Source organism: Pseudoalteromonas xiamenensis (assembly GCF_017638925.1).
GTDB classification, from domain to species: Bacteria; Pseudomonadota; Gammaproteobacteria; order Enterobacterales; family Alteromonadaceae; genus Pseudoalteromonas; species Pseudoalteromonas xiamenensis.
Map to the genome: position 1 here is coordinate 533,936 of NZ_CP072133.1, position 19,794 is coordinate 553,729.

Annotated in this window: 12 protein-coding genes, 7 tRNA genes and 2 pseudogenes; 4 read left to right on the top strand and 17 right to left on the bottom strand. The window is 42.5% G+C overall.

What is annotated here, in order from left to right:
- Positions 1 to 19: 19 nt before the first annotated feature.
- The 14 genes and pseudogenes from J5O05_RS02635 to J5O05_RS02700 form a co-directional block, all read right to left on the bottom strand.
- Positions 20 to 1,087 (bottom strand): PAS domain-containing protein, encoded by a 1,068-nt coding sequence (locus J5O05_RS02635; RefSeq protein ID WP_208843483.1) that lies wholly within the window; start codon positions 1,085 to 1,087, stop codon positions 20 to 22.
- Between the two features lie 498 nt (positions 1,088 to 1,585).
- Positions 1,586 to 3,295, bottom strand: coding sequence for an alkaline phosphatase D family protein (locus tag J5O05_RS02640; RefSeq protein ID WP_208843484.1), 1,710 nt, complete (start codon positions 3,293 to 3,295; stop codon positions 1,586 to 1,588).
- A 232-nt stretch (positions 3,296 to 3,527) separates the two neighbouring features.
- Positions 3,528 to 3,728 carry a DUF1289 domain-containing protein gene (locus J5O05_RS02645; RefSeq protein ID WP_208843485.1) on the bottom strand — a complete coding sequence of 67 codons (201 nt, stop codon included), beginning with the start codon at positions 3,726 to 3,728 and terminating at the stop codon, positions 3,528 to 3,530.
- Positions 3,729 to 3,805: 77 nt separating this feature from the next.
- Positions 3,806 to 3,879: transfer RNA gene (locus tag J5O05_RS02650), tRNA-Cys, on the bottom strand.
- 12 nt (positions 3,880 to 3,891) lie between these two features.
- A tRNA-Gly gene (locus J5O05_RS02655) sits at positions 3,892 to 3,967 on the bottom strand.
- Positions 3,968 to 4,041: 74 nt separating this feature from the next.
- Positions 4,042 to 4,128 (bottom strand) — tRNA-Leu (locus J5O05_RS02660).
- 18 nt (positions 4,129 to 4,146) lie between these two features.
- Positions 4,147 to 4,222: transfer RNA gene (locus tag J5O05_RS02665), tRNA-Gly, on the bottom strand.
- Positions 4,223 to 4,280: 58 nt separating this feature from the next.
- Positions 4,281 to 4,367, bottom strand: a tRNA-Leu gene (locus tag J5O05_RS02670).
- A gap of 34 nt (positions 4,368 to 4,401) precedes the next feature.
- Positions 4,402 to 4,475 (bottom strand) — tRNA-Cys (locus J5O05_RS02675).
- Positions 4,476 to 4,491: 16 nt separating this feature from the next.
- Positions 4,492 to 4,567, bottom strand: a tRNA-Gly gene (locus J5O05_RS02680).
- Between the two features lie 133 nt (positions 4,568 to 4,700).
- Positions 4,701 to 5,246 carry a CDP-diacylglycerol--glycerol-3-phosphate 3-phosphatidyltransferase gene (gene pgsA, locus J5O05_RS02685; RefSeq protein WP_208844455.1) on the bottom strand — a complete coding sequence of 182 codons (546 nt, stop codon included), beginning with the start codon at positions 5,244 to 5,246 and terminating at the stop codon, positions 4,701 to 4,703.
- 43 nt (positions 5,247 to 5,289) lie between these two features.
- Positions 5,290 to 7,114: pseudogene (gene uvrC / locus J5O05_RS02690) on the bottom strand (excinuclease ABC subunit UvrC).
- Positions 7,115 to 7,123: 9 nt separating this feature from the next.
- Complete coding sequence (gene uvrY, locus J5O05_RS02695; protein WP_208843486.1) at positions 7,124 to 7,774, bottom strand: UvrY/SirA/GacA family response regulator transcription factor; 651 nt, start codon at positions 7,772 to 7,774, stop codon at positions 7,124 to 7,126.
- A gap of 212 nt (positions 7,775 to 7,986) precedes the next feature.
- Entirely contained in the window at positions 7,987 to 9,141 is a 1,155-nt protein-coding gene (locus tag J5O05_RS02700; RefSeq protein ID WP_208843487.1) for a dicarboxylate/amino acid:cation symporter, read from the bottom strand.
- A 208-nt stretch (positions 9,142 to 9,349) separates the two neighbouring features.
- Between J5O05_RS02700 and J5O05_RS02705 the strand changes: the two genes are divergently transcribed.
- The 3 genes from J5O05_RS02705 (at position 9,350) to J5O05_RS02715 (ending at position 13,334) form a co-directional block, all read left to right on the top strand.
- Positions 9,350 to 11,668 (top strand): carbohydrate binding family 9 domain-containing protein, encoded by a 2,319-nt coding sequence (locus tag J5O05_RS02705; RefSeq protein ID WP_208843488.1) that lies wholly within the window; start codon positions 9,350 to 9,352, stop codon positions 11,666 to 11,668.
- A gap of 137 nt (positions 11,669 to 11,805) precedes the next feature.
- Positions 11,806 to 12,774 carry a cysteine synthase A gene (gene cysK, locus J5O05_RS02710; RefSeq protein WP_208843489.1) on the top strand — a complete coding sequence of 323 codons (969 nt, stop codon included), beginning with the start codon at positions 11,806 to 11,808 and terminating at the stop codon, positions 12,772 to 12,774.
- A 122-nt stretch (positions 12,775 to 12,896) separates the two neighbouring features.
- Positions 12,897 to 13,334: a putative periplasmic lipoprotein gene (locus tag J5O05_RS02715; RefSeq protein ID WP_208843490.1), complete on the top strand. Its 438-nt coding sequence runs from the start codon at positions 12,897 to 12,899 to the stop codon at positions 13,332 to 13,334.
- A 61-nt stretch (positions 13,335 to 13,395) separates the two neighbouring features.
- Here the strand turns inward: J5O05_RS02715 and J5O05_RS02720 are convergent, their stop codons facing one another.
- Positions 13,396 to 15,663: an acyl-CoA dehydrogenase gene (locus J5O05_RS02720; RefSeq protein ID WP_208843491.1), complete on the bottom strand. Its 2,268-nt coding sequence runs from the start codon at positions 15,661 to 15,663 to the stop codon at positions 13,396 to 13,398.
- A gap of 170 nt (positions 15,664 to 15,833) precedes the next feature.
- Here J5O05_RS02720 and J5O05_RS02725 point away from each other — a divergent pair.
- Positions 15,834 to 17,652 (top strand): annotated as a pseudogene (locus J5O05_RS02725) (M2 family metallopeptidase).
- Positions 17,653 to 17,769: 117 nt separating this feature from the next.
- Here the strand turns inward: J5O05_RS02725 and J5O05_RS02730 are convergent.
- Complete coding sequence (locus tag J5O05_RS02730) at positions 17,770 to 19,368, bottom strand: putative bifunctional diguanylate cyclase/phosphodiesterase (protein WP_208843492.1); 1,599 nt, start codon at positions 19,366 to 19,368, stop codon at positions 17,770 to 17,772.
- 102 nt (positions 19,369 to 19,470) lie between these two features.
- The gene (locus tag J5O05_RS02735) at positions 19,471 to 19,710 is read right to left on the bottom strand and encodes an HP1242/YdcH family protein (RefSeq protein WP_208843493.1); all 240 of its coding nucleotides are present in this window, start codon (positions 19,708 to 19,710) and stop codon (positions 19,471 to 19,473) included.
- Positions 19,711 to 19,794 lie beyond the last annotated feature (84 nt).

Here is a 19,794-nt window from a genome sequence, read left to right on the forward strand (position 1 = left end):
TCCCTTGCACAAAACTATTTTAGAGCATTGAAAGCAACTGCTTCGTCATCGCCAGTATATTCGCTTCCTTTTCGTAAATGTTTTCGCATTCACTCGTGACAAAGATATCAGATAACCAGAGTTTCAGTTCATCAGACAGCGATTCAAGCACGGCTATCGGGAAAATTTCATTACAATCGACATTTCTCAGTTGTTTCGCGAGCTCATCCAGCACAATAGCAGCGTCATTAAATTCGTAGAAGAAGTACAGGCTGCTAGACAAATACCCAAACGCATTGGAAATTTTTTCGATGTTTGATAAATCCAGTTCACGGGAGTTAATTAACTCAATCTCTAGCAATATATCGTCAATATTGTCGAAAAGTGACTGTATATCGTCTTCTTCAAAGGTATTACGTGATAAAAATTTTTCTGAGGACAACGGTTCTTTGGTTTTAGTCACCTGAGCTTCGTTATCCGTATCAATATCAAAGAACAAGTCTTCAAATGGGTCTTCAAACAACTCAACCCCTTCAAAAAGCACGGTACTGTAATATTTTTCGTTTTCCATAATCTGTGAAACGATTTGCTCGCTCACTTCAACTTTAGATTTGTTATTGCGAATGTGCTCTTTGAACAATTCATTGGACCGCTTCATTTGTTCAATGAGACGTGTCTGCCGTGATAAATCCTTTTGCACCATAAAATAATGGGTTACTTCTCCATCCTCATCTCGAATGTCTGAAATACTCCACTGAACAGGGAAAAAGCTACCGTCCTTTTTATAACTCACAGAGGACCCAAAGAAGCAGCCCTTTTCCGCTAATTGCTTTTTAACTTGGTCAATAAGCTTTTGGTCACTCAGAGGTACTCTAAAAATGGCGGGTGACATCCCAACAATTTCCGCAAGCTGATAGCCCATTTGCTTACAAAATTCATCATTGGCATAAATGATTTTCAACCCTTTTGAAATATCGGAATCCGTAATGACGAGCGCTAGATGGGACTCTATAACAAGATTACGTAAGAAATTCAATGCGGAGGTTTTTAACAATAATTGCGAAAAAAAGAGGTTTTCTTCTAAGGCCGTTTTGATGATATTGGTCATGGTGTAGTCCTCTAAGCGCAACGAGGTTAACAAGAGCTAAATCAACAAAATAGGATCACCTATGGCTTTAGAAAACCTGCTACTCGTTTGACTTTGCTTTCACGCACGCTATTAATCAGTTAAGTCCGAAATGGTCGGTACTCATTCCCATCCTAAATAACTATAGAAGATTTTGTAAAAAATGTAGTTTGGATTAAGAAAAGATTATTAAGAGTTTAATTCGATTGCATTTAAAGTTGAATGTTATTGTATTGCCCAATATTTTCGGTTTGCCGCTCTCACTTAAAACCGAACTATAACCAAGACACTAACTTAATCGTTCTAGTTGAATTTCTGACTCTCTCGAGTGTTTCACACTACATAGAGTTTACGTAATCTTATCGCACGCATGGCTTGCATAACTTGACCCTCTGATATGGGTGTAGATTTTTGATAGCAAGGTCCAGCCAATGAGTTCACACTCGACTGTACTGGACCAAAGTTTAAAGCTTAATCAATTTAAAAATTAATGATGGTTGAGACAGCTTCTTCATCCGAGGTTTCGATAGACATTTTAATCGTACGTTTTGTCCAATCGATATCCAGTAACCCGTAATTACTTCCCGATTTATTGATTAGGTGACGATTACCCGTCGTTAACGAAGCCATATTTTCGCTGACTACACCCACTTGGCCAGTCGGAACTATGGCGCCAGAAGGAGCACAATTACCCCACTCCCCTTTCACACCATTACCGTTACTATCAACTTGGGTGTAACACCAAGGTTTATCGTTATCACGCGTTGTACAACCTTGATACGTAACACCTGCGTATTTGAAAGGCAGCTTACATTCATTCGCAAATTTCGCATCACCCTTCGAGTCCGCATAAATAGGTAGTCTTAATGGATTTTCAATATGATAAGGCCAGTTTTGGCCAAAGCCAGAAGCCGTGATCTCATATACCCTTGCCTCTTTACCAAATTGGTTACTTGCAGGAATTCGTTTTTCTAATAGCTCGCCCCAATGCTGGTCGCCTGAAACAAAAATTACGGCCTTTGTTTTGCCATCGTTAAGAGACTTCTGCACCATTCTGAGTAGCTTCTCTCTTTCCTGAGGGATCTCAGCCCAAGACTCATAACTGGTACCCGACATGGTTTGTTCATTTAGAGAGGCCACCGCTTGAGTGAACTTCTGGCCATTGCCATAGGCACAGTAAGTTGATTTATTGCGGCCTTGGTTCAATGGCGGGAGAACTTGAATACCACTTGAGATCACCTTGATCTCACTTGGCTTATTTAACTCATCTTGTAGCCACTGCCATTGCTTTTCACCAAGCATAGTGCTGCTATCACCTTCACATGTTCCATAATTTGAAAACGTTGGTGAACGGAAGTAACGTGCGTCTAGGTTAATCACGTGAGTCGTCTGTCCTTGTGGGCCGACTATTTTTGCACTATAAACGCCTTCTTGGCCGTTATAACGAGGATCATCAGCAGGAATGTCAAAATGACGTAAGAACTCTAGTTGGCTTTCTACTCTTTTAGGGTAATGCTTACCATCATTATTACTACCAAAATCATGATCATCCCACGTCGCCATGACAGGAATATTTGCTGATAAAAACTTTTGATATTCCGCATTTCGCTTCTTATCATCGTATTTTTGGCGCATATAATTCATGTCTGTTGTATCTGCGTAGATATTGTCACCCATCCACAAAAACAGATCGGGTGACTGTGATACAACTCTGCTCATCGCAGCTGGCATATCTCCTTGTGTTTTGAAACAAGAACCAACAGCAATACGCTTCAGAGTTGAGTTTTCCGAAACCATAGTATGAGAAAGTAGAGGTTCAGGTTGAGGCTCCTCAATTTCACATTCTTCCCAGGCGCTTTCGCCTACGTAGCACCAAGGTGCAGTATGGGCTTTGGTCGTGCAACCATAAAAAGCTTCACCTTGGTAATTCGATGGCGATAAACAACGTTTACCCGTTACTGTTTTAAACTCTGGAATTGTCTCAACTCGAACATTTCCCCAAGTCGAGTCCTCGATTGAGCTTTTGAGATAACACCATTGGCCACCACTGTTGTTTTTATTAGTTGTACCAAAATAGCTCGCTCCTAAATACTCAAAGCTAGTTTTACATTGTTCATAATGAACTTCAGGTGCAGCATGGGCCTGGCTTACCAACAGACCCGTGAGCGCAGACAGTAGATATTTTTTCATTGTTTTAAGAGTTCCTTGGTCGTAATCATGCCCACTGCTCTGATATCGAGCTTTAAAATAAACGTGGAGATGATGAAAGATTTACTGCTTCCCTTGCAAAGTACTCATTCCTTCGAGGTTGCAGAGAATATAGGAACACCATTAACAATTTGTTAAACTAATATGGCACTAATAATTTAGTGGAGATGTTTTGAATGAATGGGAAATGCAATTTAGAGTTTGTGCAATTGGCTTAACTTGACATTCTATCTAGACGTTTGAGACGTCGCTGCTCGCATCGCTCAATAATTGCTAGCTTTTGTTCCGCGTTACTCTCGTGCCAGTTGAGTATTTCAGCCAGTGTTCTATAGCAACCAACACACACATTGCGTTCGTCAAGACAACAATGACGGATACAGGGATTGTCAGGAATTTGAGATATGTATTTACTCATTACAGTAAACTGAAAATGTTCGCTAGAGATAGTGTAGTTCAAAATGAGGGAGAAAATAGGTATGGGAGTAAGTAAAATGGAGGCGGAACCCGGAGTCGAACCGAGGTAGACGGATTTGCAATCCGCTGCATGGCCACTCTGCCATTCCGCCGTTCAATGAGATTGGAGCGAGTAACGAGGTTCGAACTCGTGACCTCAACCTTGGCAAGGTTGCGCTCTACCAGCTGAGCTATACTCGCAATCCAGAGTCCGATTATATTATTAGAAAATGAAAAAATACAATCGAAAGATATTTTTAGATGGTATCTAAAAATGGTGCCCGGGGCCGGACTTGAACCGGCACGCTGTTACCAGCGAGGGATTTTAAATCCCTTGTGTCTACCAATTTCACCACCCGGGCATCGGGTGTGAAAGCAATTGGAGCGAGTAACGAGGTTCGAACTCGTGACCTCAACCTTGGCAAGGTTGCGCTCTACCAGCTGAGCTATACTCGCGTACCGATGGTTCGCGACTGGCGTTCCAATTTAGCCTGAGGATTTAACTTTCGTTAAATGGTGCCCGGGGCCGGACTTGAACCGGCACGCTGTTACCAGCGAGGGATTTTAAATCCCTTGTGTCTACCAATTTCACCACCCGGGCATCGGGCTGCTTTCGCATGTTAAGTGTTGAGAAATGGAGGCGGAACCCGGAGTCGAACCGAGGTAGACGGATTTGCAATCCGCTGCATGGCCACTCTGCCATTCCGCCACTTTATTCGAGAATTTGGAGCGAGTAACGAGGTTCGAACTCGTGACCTCAACCTTGGCAAGGTTGCGCTCTACCAGCTGAGCTATACTCGCATTCTCGAGGGCGTCTGCCTCTCAACACGGACGCATTCTACAGATTCTTTTGAACGCGTCAACATAAAAAATGAATGTTTTGAACTGTTTGCTTAATTTTTATCTAGTTTGGTTTTTCTTTAATCGTTCGTTATCAAGATTTAATCAATTCAGAACGAGCAGCGGCTAAATACTGGATCATAGAGCTAAGAGTCAGCACAGTTGCGATGGCTAAAAGTGCGTAACTTAAGTAGATCATCCAAGTATCAAATTGCCAAATCAAACCAATGATTGCCAACATTTGAGCGGCTGTTTTCCATTTGCCCATATTTGATACTGCAACATTACCTCTTTTACCCTGCTCTGCCATCCACTCGCGCAGCGCAGAAATAACAATCTCACGACTAATAATTACCACAGCCGCAATCGTAATAAAGATGTTTTGGTAATACGTAGCAAGGACAACTAAAGCAGCACTGACCATCACCTTGTCTGCAACAGGATCGAGAAAAGCACCAAATGGAGTCGACTGTTCGAGTTTGCGTGCTAGATAGCCATCAAGTATGTCTGTCACCGACGCAAGCCAGAATGTAAATGCCGCTGCAAAAAATGCCCACGAATACGGCAAATAAAATGCCACGACAAATACAGGGATTAGGAAGAGACGAAAGGTCGTCAAAATATTAGGAATATTCCACATAGCGCTGAGTATAACTTCTTTTTCATTATGTTCGCATGAAAGCTTAAGCTTTGTCATGCAAATGGTTAAATATCTTTTCAGCCATTTCAGGACTGATCCCCGGTACTTGTTTTAGCTGCTGCACGTTCGCAGCCATTACACCCTGCATACCCCCTAAAAACTTCAATAGCGCTTGGCGACGTTTCTGTCCAACGCCGGTAATTTCCTCTAGCAATGATTGAGTACGTTGCTTCTGGCGTTTATTTCTATGTCCAGCGATTGCAAATCGATGTGATTCATCTCGTATATGCTGAATTAAATGTAGTGCAGGTGAATCACTTTCTAGATTCACCGTTTTGCGCCCACCATCTATTAACAGAGTTTCCAAACCTGGCTTTCGACTTGTCCCCTTCGCAACACCAACGAGCAGTGGCATTTTATCCTGTGTCCAAGACTCAAAAAATTCTTCCGCACGTCCCAATTGTCCTTTTCCACCGTCGATAAAAATCACATCGGGGATTTTCTCCGTTTCCGTTACTTTGCCGTAACGCTTTTTAAGGGCAAAACTCATTGCGGCATAATCATCACCCGGTGTAATTCCTTCCACATTGTAACGGCGATACTCTTTATTGTTCGGTCCATTACCATCGAAAACAACACAAGACGCAATGGTGTTTTCACCCATCGTGTGGCTGATATCAAAACACTCCATTCGCCCTATTTCAGAGAGTCCCTAATGCCTCTTTTAACAGTGCGTAACGAACACTAATAGCTTCTTGCGCACTTTGTTTAACCGTCAGAGCATTGTGAGCATTTTTATTGGCGAGATTCAGGTATTGTAGGCGTTCACCTCGAACATTCGCACGAATTGCGACTTTTCGCTTAGCTACCTCGCTAAGTGCGTCAATGAGAGCTTGCTGTTCTTCAATCTCAAAAGGTAAAACAATGTCGGCCGCAATACGACCACTGCCTTGAGTCGAGAGATAGTACTGCCCAATAAAACTTTCCACTATTTCATTGGCTGTGGCATCTTTTGGCACTTTTGGAAAATACGTTCTTGTGCCGAGTACTTTGTGGTCGCGTATAGCTAGAACATGGATCGCACACAACCCATGCAATTGTCCAAAACCGATGACGTCCATTTCTGGAAAATTACCGCTTACAGACTGTTGTTCTTGCATTTGGCGAAGCAGCGCGATTTGATCTCGAAATTTTGCTGCCTCTTCAAACTGTAACGACAAGCTCGCCTTTTCCATTTTACCAATAAGTGACGCAATTACATCTTGTGAGCGTCCACTCAAAAATTGCTTAACCATCGTAACTTGGTCTTGATATTCCTCGTCACTCACAATACCGACACAAGGTGCGCTGCAGCGTTTTAATTGATGTTGTAAACAAGGTCGACTCCGAGCGCGATAATATGCATCTTCGCATTGTCTTACAGGAAAGATTTTCTGCATAAGACGAAGACTATCTGACACGGCAGCGCTACTCGGATACGGGCCAAAATAGTCGCCTTTTGCTTTTCTACTGCCGCGATGAAACGCGAGTCGAGGATGTTTATGCGCGCTTAGAAAAATGTAGGGATAGCTTTTGTCGTCACGAAGGAGAATGTTGTAGCGAGGCTGATATTTCTTTATTAGGTTACTTTCAAGAATTAACGCTTCTGTTTCGGTATTTGTCAGTGTGACGTCAATATGTTGAATATTACTGACTAAAACACGGGTTTTACTGTCAGTAATATTACTTCGAAAGTAGCTGCTAACCCGCTTTTTAAGGTTTTTAGCTTTGCCGACATAGATCACCTGACTCTCACCGTCATACATACGATAAACGCCAGGCTCTGTGGAAAGTGTTTTTAGGAAAAGTTTGTGATCAAAAACTGCCATGAAAAGAATTTAGTGAGAGCTGTCGATATCTATCATTTTGTGCCGAATTGCTAAGTGCGTAAGTTCAACATCACCACTGACATTTAATTTTTCAAACATTCTGTAACGGTAGCTATTAACTGTTTTTGAACTGAGGTTTAGCCTGTCTGCAATATCTTGAGCCTTTTCTCCTTTTGTGATCATGAGCATAATTTGTAGCTCACGCTCAGACAAACTTTGAAACGGATTCTCATCATTACGTCCACTAAACTGAGCAAGCGCAATTTGTTGTGCAATATCCGGTGCAATATACCGTTGGCCTGAATTAACCGCACGAATGGCGTTAATCATCTCATCGAGTCCAGTACCTTTGGTTAAATAACCGTGCGCGCCAATTTGCATGACTTTACTTGGGAATGGATCTTCGCAATGAACGGTGAGTACGATCACTTTGACATCAGGGCAATAACGACAAATTTTCTTTGTTGCTTCTAAACCACCGATCCCCGGCATATTCATATCCATGAGCACGACATTTGGGTTGTGCTGACGACAAAATTGCACGGCTTCTTCACCCGTTTTTGCTTCTCCTACAACTTTGAATCCACGCACATCGTCTAGGATCCTTTTTATCCCTGTTCTAACCAACTCGTGGTCGTCAACTAAGAGCACATTAATCAAAGGAAAGCCCTCTTACTAGGTAGTCGCAATTGTAATTATTCTTGTTGGAGAGTATCACAGAAATTTCAAAACGATAACTGTTAACGGTCACCTTCACCGTAAAATTTATTAATTGCACCCATGTCATTAATAAATAAAAAGAAAAAGCGCAAGAATTGAACTCCTTGCGCTTAAAATTTTAACAGTTTTTACTCAAGTTAACGTTTTGCTTATCAAGCCGTTTGAGTTTGACGTGAGAACTTATCAACCCAAAGTGCGATAACTCCGTCACCTGTTACGTTGCACGCTGTACCGAAACTATCTTGAGCGAGATATAGAGCAATCATTAATGCTAGTGCACTTTCCCCAAATCCCAACATTGTGCTCAGTAAACCTAAAGCAGACATTACCGCGCCACCTGGTGCGCCTGGAGCCGCAATCATCACAACGCCAAGCATGAAAATAAACGGAAGCATAGTGCCAAGCGTTGGCTGAGCTAAGTCTGGAGAGAGAAACATTACAGCCATCGCACACGTAACGATGGTGATTGTCGAACCGGATAAATGAATTGTTGCGCATAGCGGTACCGTGAAGTTAGCGACTTCTTCTTGCACTTGATTAGACTTACTTGCACGCAACGAAACTGGAATAGTTGCCGCACTAGACATAGTACCAAGAGCGGTAACGTAGGCTGGCAGCATATTCTTAATTAATTCTATTGGACTACGTTTAAGCATGAGACCTGTGGTCACATACAAGAAAGTTAACCATAACCAATGCATAACGACCGCCGCGACCAGTACGATACCAAAGGTACTCAACGTGCTCACAACCGTTCCTGCTACCGTCATATCAGCGAAAACACCCGCAATATAAACTGGTAATAGTGGAATAATCACGTTGGCTAACAATCCATCAATGACGTCTCGGCCTTCATCAACAACTGATTTTAGGCTGGTAAGGTTTTGATAACTGATCCCGATACCAAAAATGAAGGCACTCGCTAGCGCTGTCATAACACCCATTAGTGGCGGAATTTCAAGGTCAATGTAGCCCTTTAGCTCTGACGTTTCTGATGCATGAAAACTGGTTGATACATCAAACATTGGTATAACGGCAGAAATGAGCAAGAAAGCCAATGTACCCGCTACAATGGTGGAACCATAGGCAAACCCAACCGTTTTACCGAGCAGATGGCCTGATCCCTGCGGTAACCCGGCGATACCCGATGCGATGAAAAACAGAATGATCAAGGGAATTGTAAAACTAATTAATTGACCAACAAGTACTTTTGCTGTGATCAACAATTCCACAGCGGGTAGCGGTAAATAAAGTCCCACTAAAATGCCGCCAAAAATCCCGGCAAGCAGTTTTAAAACTAGATTCATTATAATTCTCAAACGTTGAACGAAGCCGACTTTTTATCACGTTTTACGTTCGATTGCTCGTGTTTGCGCTTTATCGTTCTAACACGGTTGTAACGTCACATTCGCACTGTAGATTTAATCGCCTAAATTTGTTTATTTAACGAGGTTAATTTGTGCATTAATGTGAATACCGTTAACCTATCGTCATAATAACTAAGTTACTAAAAAAATGTATAAATCTCTCTTCTGCGCCCTATTGTTGTCTCTGCCGACTGGCGTCTTCGCGAATCAAAATATGCCATACATAAATGCAAAAGCTAAAATTGATGGCAAGCTAGATGAAGCGCATTGGCAAAAAGCGAAAAAAATATCCATCAATAACATCTCTTGGCCTCATGATAATTTGGCAAGTCCAGTAGACACCACCGCCTACGTATATGAGGATGGTGAGTCGCTTTTTATAGGATTTGAAGCAAAAGACCCATCACCCGAGCACATTCGAGCTTTCTATCGAGATCGTGACCAAGCGTGGAATGATGATCTCGTTGGGCTAAAAATAGACACCTATAATAGTGGGCGCATCGCATATCAGTTTTTCGTTAACCCATTTGGTGTACAAATGGACTCTATCGAAAACGAATTAAGTAAAACCGAAAGCAGCGCTTGGAATGGAATTTGGGATAGCGTTGGGGTGATTCATGATGACGGGTATACCGTAGAAATCGAGATCCCTTTTCGCGTACTCAATTTTGATGACAATGCCGACATAAAAACCATGGCCATGGAATTTGTTCGCTTCTATCCTAGAAACGAACGTTTGCGTTTATCCAGTATGACGTTAGATCACGCTAACACCTGTTGGATTTGCCAAATGCCTGCGTATGACGGTTTCGAAAAAGCGAAACAAGGCAACAATATCGCCGTCATTCCGAGTTTTGTGGCAGGTAAAACGGAAACCAGGGATATCGATGATGGCATCACTGAACCTTGGGAAAGCGATGAATTTTATGAACCAAGCGTCGATTTGAAGTGGGCAATTACGCCTGACGTTACATTAAATGCGACTTTAAATCCTGACTTTTCCCAAGTAGAAGCGGACAGTGGCCAGCTTAACGTCAACAATAGCTTTAGCTTGTTTTATCCCGAGCAGCGTAGCTTCTTCTTAGAAAACAATGACTATTTCTCGTCTTTCCAAAATCTCATTCACACTCGAAACATTGCCACACCGGATTACGGCATCAAAGTCACAGGAAGTAAACAAGGACATACCTTCGCTGCGTTTGTCGCTAATGACAGTTATTTAAATGTGCTTATACCCGGAAACTTAGGATCTAGTGTTGTAAGCTTATCGCAAAAAAGCGACAACGCTGCTCTGCGATACCGCTATGACTTCAACTCAAAGCTGTCTGTAGGTTCAACTTCTACCTTGCGCCAAAGTGATGACTATGAAAATAAGTTAGTGAGTATCGACAGTAAATATCAGCCAACTGAAAATGACACGTTCAAAGCTCAGTTCATGCATTCTCAAACACAATACAGCGATGACTTTATCAATGAGCTGTGTGACGGAGACACCTGTACGCCACCACAAGATGCCTGTGTGCGTTTTGAGGACTGTGATTACAACGAAAGCGTGCTTCGAGTAATCGATAAATCGATAAGCGGTTCAGCCTATTTACTTTCCTATGATCACTTTACAAAATATTGGAGTGTGTTCTCGAGCTATAACGCTCGCCAACAAGGCTACCGAGCCGACTTAGGCTTTGTTGACCAAATCGACTTTAACAAGTTTCTTGTCGGTGGTGAAATGCGCTGGTATGGCGATGAACAATCGTGGTGGAACCGAGCGCGATGGTATACCGATTGGGACATCACGCATAATGACGACGGCGAACTATTAGAGAAAGAAATTCAAACGGAATTTGTTGTCGAAGGCCCTATGCAAAGTCAAATTTCCGTGGGTATTGAACAACGTAATCGTACCGGCCTTCGGAATAACGCGGCGAGTTTAGTCATCGATGGAAATACGCAGTTATTTTCGGAAAATACGCTTTGGACATATTTAGAATTTAAGCCTCTTGCTGGTGTCTTTGCGAGCATCAACATGCGTACAGGAAATCGCGTTGATCTTGCTAATAATCGAGTCGGTGATTATTTTTATGCGCGTCCAAACATTAACTTGAATATTGGCCAGCATTTCGAATTTAAACTTCAACACATCTATGAAAAACTCAATGCCGATGGAAATGAAGTGTATACGGCGAATCTCAGCGATGTACGCTTTACCTATCAGTTTGACGTCTACAGCTATCTGCGACTTGCTATAATTTACACAGACATTCAACGTAATCAGGCGAACTATATTGAAAGTGTTGATGCAACCTACAAAGCCTTCACGACTCAACTTCTTTATAGTTATAAACTAAACCCACAAACCGTATTCTTTGCGGGCTTTGGGGACAGTGGATTTGAAGATGACGACCTAGGAAAAATAACAAAAGATACACGCTCAGTGTTTGCAAAATTTAGCTATGCGTGGTTGTTATAATGCATAACTAGTCGATTTTTTATGCCTAATGGCTATAAGCCTATTTGATATAACTTATAGCCATTACTTCCTTCTTTTTTTCATATCCAAGCTAAAGTGTCATCGTAACAACGTTTTTAACGCATGAAGGGACCAAGATGTCTAAAATATTTGCAGATAACAGCCTCACTATTGGCAACACTCCTATTGTAAAACTAAACCGCGTCACCGGTGGTAACGTTTACGCGAAAGTTGAATCTCGCAATCCAAGCTTTAGCGTTAAATGTCGTATTGGTGCTTCTATGATTTGGGAAGCGGAAAAATCAGGTTTGCTTACTGAAGGCAAAGAAATCATCGAGCCAACGTCTGGTAACACGGGTATTGCGCTCGCTTTTGTAGCCGCTTCGAGAGGCTATAAACTGACCCTAACTATGCCGAACACAATGAGCTTGGAGCGTCGTAAATTGCTAAAAGCACTTGGCGCAAATTTAGTATTAACTGAAGGCGCTAAAGGTATGAAAGGCGCTATTGAAAAAGCACGTGAAATTGCCGACGCTGAGCCAAGCAAGTTTGTTATGTTGCAACAATTTGAAAACCCAGCAAACCCGAAAATTCACTTTGAAACAACTGGTCCAGAGATCTTCGACGCGATGGATGGAAAAGTTGACTTCTTTGTAGCCGGTGTGGGCACAGGCGGTACAATCACAGGTGTTAGCCGTTATCTAAAAAATGAAAAAGGCTTAGCCGTAAAATCTATCGCTGTTGAACCAGTCGACTCACCTGTTATCAGCCAAACGCTTGCTGGTGAAGAAGTTAAACCTGGCCCACATAAGATCCAAGGTATCGGTGCTGGCTTTATTCCTGGTAACTTAGATTTAGAGTTAATTGATGGTACTGAGAAAGTATCAAATGAAGATGCAATCGCAATGGCACATCAACTAATGAAAGACGAAGGTATTCTTGTTGGTATTTCTTCTGGTGCAGCCGTTGTTGCAGCAAAGCGTATTGCAGAACGCCCTGAAAATGCAGACAAAAACATAGTCGTCATTTTACCAAGTGCAACCGAGCGTTATCTGTCTAGCCCACTTTTCGCTGACGAATTTACGGATCAAGAATTAGTGCAATAGGTTGTACAAAAATACAGGTAGTTAAACAAAAAAGGGGCATTGCCCCTTTTTTTGTTTGTTCCTTTACATCTAGCTACAATCGTTACAAACTAAAAGCTGTTAAGGAAATAGAAGTACGTACTATGAAAAACTTTCTTTTAGCATTAATTGCTGTTTTTGCATTCGTAGGATGCGGTGGTGGTGACGATGCAGCAAGCGGTGATAAAAATGCGCCGAGTTACAATGCTGTGTTATTTTTCGATGCTTTATATAATAAACATAACCTCAATGCGGCAATCGAATTCTCAACACCCAAAATGGCAAGGATCATGCGCTCTTACGGAACCGCGTCTCAATTCAGTCGAAATTTACTTAATTTGCAATATGACGACGTGACCATTGAAGTCGACATGACCAACGAAAGTCTTCGAGAGGTTTACGGCGATGAGTCAACGGTCAATTTGATCTTTACTGGTAACTGGCAAGGTAAAAAAGTTGACGACATGCGCAGTGTCAAAATGTTACGTAAAAAAGGCGTTTGGTACGTCGATAAGATTATTTACGACCCTTACGCACGTTAAGATAATTAGTTGGTATGGTTGCCAAGAACAGTCTTTGAAAACCATACCAATCCTCTATGGATTACAGCTTCGAAAACGCGTCCACACCAATAGCTTGCTTACGTATTTCCTCTAGTCTCAATAGCTTTTGATACTCATCTTCGCCGATGTAGTCACCACGCCGCGCTTTCTCTAACAGTTCATGCCAAGGAAGCTTCTTCCAATCAGTATGTTGTTTTCTTAACGCATTGACTTCTTTAATTGTGCTTCGAAGTTCATGCTTCATTGAAAATGCTTCTTCCATAATACCTGTTGCGCCTTTTTCATCGATATAGCACAAAAACCCGACGCGTTCACGAACAACATTTGGGGTTGAAAGAGCATGACAAACGTCTTTCGCTAGGTCATCTGACGGTTGACGGAATTTATTACCAAACGGGAAAATCCAGGTTTTAAGCATTGGACCTACCACACTAACATTAAAATTATCGCAAAACTCTTCCAGCGCTTTGGCACACAAAAATAGTTGCTTTTCCAGTCCGTACTGAACCAGAGGCAAATCACCATGCTGATGCCCATCATCAGCGAATTTCTTTAAAATACATGAAGCTAAATAAAGATGACTCAGGGCATCCCCTAATCGCGCAGAAAGCATTTCCTTTCGCTTCAACTCTCCGCCAAGCGTTAACATGGCAATATCACTGACGAACGCCAACGCTTTACTGAGCCGAGTTAAATGTTGATAGTAACGCCGTGTTTGACCACTTAACTTCACTTGCACTAGACGAGACCCGGTAAGCGCCATACCGAGCGCATTGAACGCATTTAGCGCCGTGAATTGAACATGCGCCATTAGCGTGGCGTCAAATTCTTTGAGAGCTAACTCCTCATCGGCCATCGCAACAATTTGCATTTCCTTCAAAACATAAGGGTGACAACGTGTAGCACCTTGACCAAAAATCATTAGGTTACGAGTTAGAATGTTAGCCCCCTCAACCGTTATTGAAATTGGGATCCCCATGTAATTTCGCGCGAGGTAGTTACTCGAGCACATTTGGATCCCCTTACCAGCATGAATATCGAGAGCATGGTTAACACAATTTCTGGCCATCTCGGTCATGTGGTATTTCGCGATAGCGGTCGTCACTGCGGGACTATATTTCATGTCGATTGCAATTGCCGTAAAATTACGAGCCGCTTCAATCGTGTAGGTATCTGCAATCATTTGGGCCAACGCCGATTGAATGCCTTCAAATGCACCTATAGGTTGACTAAATTGCGTCCGTACTTGAGCATAAGCCGTGGTCATGCGTGTACAAAGGTGTGCCGTTCCTGCGCTCAATGCTGGCAACGATATGCCTCGACCTGCACTTAAGCAAGACACAAGCATTCGCCACCCTCTTCCTATACCCTTGTCACCGCCAATGACCCAATCAAGCGGAATGAAGACATCTTTGCCAGATGTGGTCCCGTTTAAAAATCCCAAATTAAGAGGGTTATGCCGCTTACCTATCTCTACACCTGGATGATCGGTTGGAATCAGCGCACAGGTAATCCCCAAGTCAACGTTGGTTCCAAGTAATCGATCGGGGTCCTTAACTTTGAACGCAAGACCCAATACCGTCGCCACTGGTGCGAGCGTAATGTAGCGCTTGTCCCATGTGAGTGACAGTCCCAACACCTCTTGCCCATCAATTGTTTGTTTACAGACAATACCAAAATCGGGGATACCACCAGCATCCGAACCGGCTTCGGGACCTGTCAACGCGAAACAAGGTATTGCTTCGCCTGTTGCCAGTTTTGGTAGCCATTGCTCTTGTTGTTCGTGAGTCCCGTAATGAAGTAACAGCTCTGCTGGGCCTAAACTATTTGGTACCATGACAGTCACCGCGGCTGACAGGCTTTTGCTTGCAATTCTAGAGACGATATAGGAGTTTGCTTGGGCTGAAAATTGTAAACCACCGTAACTTTCTGGAATGATGAATGAAAAGAAACCTTTTTCTTTTATAAATTTCCAGACATTTTTTGGCAGGTCCATATTCTTCGCGATTTGCGCTTCATCAAGCATGGCGAGCAACGTTTCTAGATCATTATCAATAAACGCTTTTTCACGCTCGCTCAAGGCTGGTTTTGGATAAGAATGCAGTTTTGACCAATTAGGACGACCTGAAAACAAATCCGCATCCCACCAAACATCACCCGCCTCCATAGCCTCTTGCTCAGTTTGGGATAGCGGTGGAAGTGCTTTTTTAAAAAACTTCATAACGGGCTTTGAAACTAAGCTATATCGAATGTCCTTCACCAGCAGCATTATCACAATGACTGCCACGATAAAAATGAACCAACTCATACTCATGTTCCTTGGTAATAACTGCTAAAAGTATGGTTCAAAATGTTATAAATTCAATACGCTAGTTTAATCTCATTGCAATTACCAAGTGCGGTCCAACGCATCGCAATTGTTCCCTACTTCATGCCCTGCTATCATGACTGTTCCAATAACAACAAGTGAACGTGACGATGAAAACGAAACTCACTCTAAGCGCTTTAATGGTGGCAAGTGCCTTAGCCTTAACAGGTTGCCAACAAGAAAAAGTATCAAGCCCTGCCCCACTTACCGAAAAAGACGCAGAACAATTCTTAACTAAAGTTGAAACTGAGTTGCTTAACTTGAACGTAGAAAGCGGTCAAGCACAGTGGATTTACGCAAACTTTATCACGCATGACACCGCCAATTTGGCTGCTCAAGCTAATCAAAAATTCACTGAGGCAGTCGTAAGTTTAGCAAATGAAGCTGCAAAGTTTGATAGTTTAGAGCTCAATGCCGACAACCGACGTAAGCTGGATATTTTAAAGCTGGCGCTAACACTCCCTGCTCCACAAGATCCTGTAAAAACGGCTCGAGTTTCTGAACTCGCCGCGGAACTGGATGGTATGTACGGCAAAGGTAAATACTGTAAAGACGACGGCCAGTGTTTAAGTCTTGGTGATATGACCGCTAAAATGGCGACAAGTCGTGATTACAACGAACTACTTGATATGTGGCAAGGTTGGCGCGAAGTGTCGAAACCAATGCGCGACCTTTACAAAGAGCAAGTTGTTCTGACTAATGAAGGTGCTAAAGAGCTCGGCTATGCAGATACTGGCGCTATGTGGCGTTCTAAGTACGATATGCCAGCTGATGATTTTGCGAAAGAGTTAGACCGCATTTGGGGTCAAGTTAAGCCACTTTATGATTCGCTTCATTGTCATGTTCGTGCAAAATTGGGCGAAAAATATGGCACAGACAAAGTGCCACAAGATAAACCTATCCCTGCTCATTTGCTAGGCAATATGTGAGGCTCAAACTTGGGGTAATATCTACGATTTAGTTGCGCCAGAAAATGCGGACCCTGGTTATGACGTAACCGAACTGCTTGCTGACCATAATTATGATGAGATTAAGATGGTCAAAGGCGCAGAGAAGTTCTTTACTTCGATGGGTTTTGCACCACTTCCTGAAACATTCTGGGAGCGCTCATTATTTACCAAGCCGAGAGACCGAGATGTTCAATGTCATGCGTCGGCTTGGAATATCGACTTTAAAGACGATTTACGTATAAAAATGTGTATTCAACGCACAGGTGAAGAATTTGCTGTTATTCACCATGAGCTTGGACACAATTTCTATCAACGCGCCTACAACAACTTACCTGTCTTTTATCAAGACAGCGCGAATGACGGATTCCATGAAGCGATTGGTGATACCATAGCGCTATCTGTCACACCTGGTTATCTGAAAGAAATCGGTTTATTGGACAAAGTACCTGACGAATCAAAAGACATTGGTCTATTAATGCGCATGGCTCTTGATAAAATTGCATTCATTCCATTTGGTCTTCTTGTAGATCAATGGCGTTGGAAAGTATTCTCTGGCGAAATTAAGCCAGAACAATATAACCAAGCTTGGTGGGAGCTGCGTGAGAAATACCAAGGTATCACTGCGCCAATCGCGCGTACTGAGGCGGACTTTGATCCAGGTGCCAAGTACCATGTTCCAGGTAATGTTCCTTATACTCGTTACTTCTTAGCGCACATTCTGCAATTCCAGTTCCACAAAGCAATGTGTGACATTTCAGGCAATAAAGAATCAATTCACCGCTGTTCTGTCTATGGTTCTGAAGAAGCTGGCAAGCGACTAAATGAGATGTTAGCAATGGGTTCAAGCCGCCCATGGCAAGAAGCTTTGGCGAAATTGACGGGGTCAAACGAAATGGACGCAAATGCCGTTCTCGACTATTTTGCTCCATTAAAAGCTTACTTAGACGAGCAAAACAAAGACCGTCAATGTGGCTGGTAATACTTAAATAATTTACCGGTAAATCGTATGTGTTTGGCTAAACATTAGTAAACGAATGACGTTTTACTCGTATTGAATCTAAAAGGTGCTTCTTTGAAGCGCCTTTTTTACGAGTGTCTATTTTGTCGTGCGTAGTAACTGGCTCACAACAGACTGAGAACTTAGCCAAGTAACGCAATTGTTGAGTGACATAGGTTCGCAAATATGAAATCCCTGCATCTGTGAAATACCGATTTTTTTCAGCTTTTCTATTTGTTCTTCCCGTTCAATACCCTTAGCGACGAGTTTCACGTCAAGTCGTTTCGCGATGGAAGCGCATAGCTCTAGCAGCGTGTTCTTATCGTCATCCGACAAATGCGAAAAAACAACAGGGTCCATCTTGATACCGGATAATCCTTTACTGATGAGATGTCTAAGTCCGCCATTGCCCGTTGCGAAGTCGTCAATATTTACTTCGTATCCTAGTTCATTCAGCGTTCTCACTAACTCTTCACTCTCAGGATGTAAGATGAGCAAACTGTCTGCAATTTCTAACACGATATGCCTAGAAAATGTGCCTTCGGCTGACTGGTGCTCGGCGAGATGATGCACAATCTTGTTTGATTGAAGGTCGAAAGCACTTAAATTGATGTGTACTTTGATATTTGGTTTAACTCCCAGTAGTGCAGGCAAATCTAAGTGCACCCGATTAAGCACCCAAGGCGTTATTTGTCTGAGAATACCAGCACGTAGGGCCATTTTAATAAACTGCTCCGCCGCAAGTAACGTACCGTCTTTCTGAGGCCATCGCAGTAATGCCTCAACAGCAACTATATCGCCTGACACAAAATCATAAACAGGTTGGTAATGAATCAACAATTCGTCTTTAGCCAAAGCATGTTGCAACATCTGCAAAGTCATTAATTCCTTTTTAGCTTCGCCTCCTAATTCTTCACTAAAAATAACCAGACTTTGCCGTGTGTGTTTAGCGTGATACATGGCAATATCCGCTTCTTTTAACAAATCCATGCTACTGGATTTCGCCCCGTTATACTGGCTAGCACCTGCGCTGTAATTAACATTCAACTCATAGCCTTCAATGTGAAAAGGATGATGAAGTGTGCTCACAAATGTATTGTTTTGAGAATAGATCGTTGTTGCATCATGAGCACTACACAGAAGCACAAACTCATCCCCACCAATGCGATAAAGTACGTTGTTAGGTAATAAGGCTTGAGACAATCGAATAGCCAGTTCCTTTAAAAGCTTATCACCAACCGAATGACCTAACGCATCATTGATTTCCTTGAAATTATTTAAATCAATCAGTAAAAGTGCAAAAGGCGTGTGCTTGTCCAGCCACTCACTAATTTGGCAAAGGCAACTCGCCCTATTCGGCAATCCAGTCAAACTGTCCTGTTCCGCTAATTTCTTTTCATATTCCGTGCGCTCTTTTTCCCGTTTCAACGACCGAAGACTGAGCTGAATAACGAGTAAAACAAATACACTGCCAAAAAACAGAATGCCCGATACACCAAGATCGACCCAGTCTATTGTGAGAGATGATATTAAATAGGCAACAAAAACGCTGTAGCTCACACTAAAACCGATAATTAATGCATAAAGAACCTTCCAGCCCAATTCTCGACTTAAAAAGCAAATTTTGTGAGCCGCTTTTAATGTGGACAGTAAAATGAACAATCCGGCGATGACAATCAATACTGCTATGACAGTCACGAATGTACCCTGAAGAAGTGTTTTAAAGAGTATAGGCGAGAAAAACTAAAGCGGCGAAAAAGCCCACACAATCTTACGGGAGTTATGCAGGCTGGTTGGAGTTTACGCGTTACGTAAGAGTGAGTAGAGCTGATCTTTCAATTGAAGTCTTTGTTTTTTCAGGGACTCCAGATATTCGTCTGAGCTACTCTCAACGCCATCTTCAATTCGGATCACGGCGTGGTCAAGATCATGATAGTCGTCAAACAAACGTGCGAAATGTTTATCGTTCATTTTCAACTCGTGGATCTTATCTTTAAATTCAGGTAATTCTTTTGCAAGGCTGTGGCGTTCAATCGTCATATTGAGACTCCTTTACACATAGAGAAAAGTGGCAACAGTAACTTTTATCAACTTGTTTCTGTTCCGTTAAAGTCATAGTACGCC

What these genes read in the sequence shown, in the direction of transcription:
- J5O05_RS02735 (WP_208843493.1), bottom strand. Translation starts at nt 19,710, where the DNA reads ATGACGATTGAACGCCACAGCCTTGCAAAAGAATTACCTGAATTTAAA.
- J5O05_RS02640 (WP_208843484.1), bottom strand. Translation starts at nt 3,295, where the DNA reads ATGAAAAAATATCTACTGTCTGCGCTCACGGGTCTGTTGGTAAGCCAG.
- J5O05_RS02705 (WP_208843488.1), top strand. Translation starts at nt 9,350, where the DNA reads ATGTATAAATCTCTCTTCTGCGCCCTATTGTTGTCTCTGCCGACTGGC.
- J5O05_RS02635 (WP_208843483.1), bottom strand. Translation starts at nt 1,087, where the DNA reads ATGACCAATATCATCAAAACGGCCTTAGAAGAAAACCTCTTTTTTTCG.
- J5O05_RS02720 (WP_208843491.1), bottom strand. Translation starts at nt 15,663, where the DNA reads ATGAGTTGGTTCATTTTTATCGTGGCAGTCATTGTGATAATGCTGCTG.
- J5O05_RS02715 (WP_208843490.1), top strand. Translation starts at nt 12,897, where the DNA reads ATGAAAAACTTTCTTTTAGCATTAATTGCTGTTTTTGCATTCGTAGGA.
- pgsA (WP_208844455.1), bottom strand. Translation starts at nt 5,246, where the DNA reads ATGTGGAATATTCCTAATATTTTGACGACCTTTCGTCTCTTCCTAATC.
- J5O05_RS02645 (WP_208843485.1), bottom strand. Translation starts at nt 3,728, where the DNA reads ATGAGTAAATACATATCTCAAATTCCTGACAATCCCTGTATCCGTCAT.
- J5O05_RS02700 (WP_208843487.1), bottom strand. Translation starts at nt 9,141, where the DNA reads ATGAATCTAGTTTTAAAACTGCTTGCCGGGATTTTTGGCGGCATTTTA.
- cysK (WP_208843489.1), top strand. Translation starts at nt 11,806, where the DNA reads ATGTCTAAAATATTTGCAGATAACAGCCTCACTATTGGCAACACTCCT.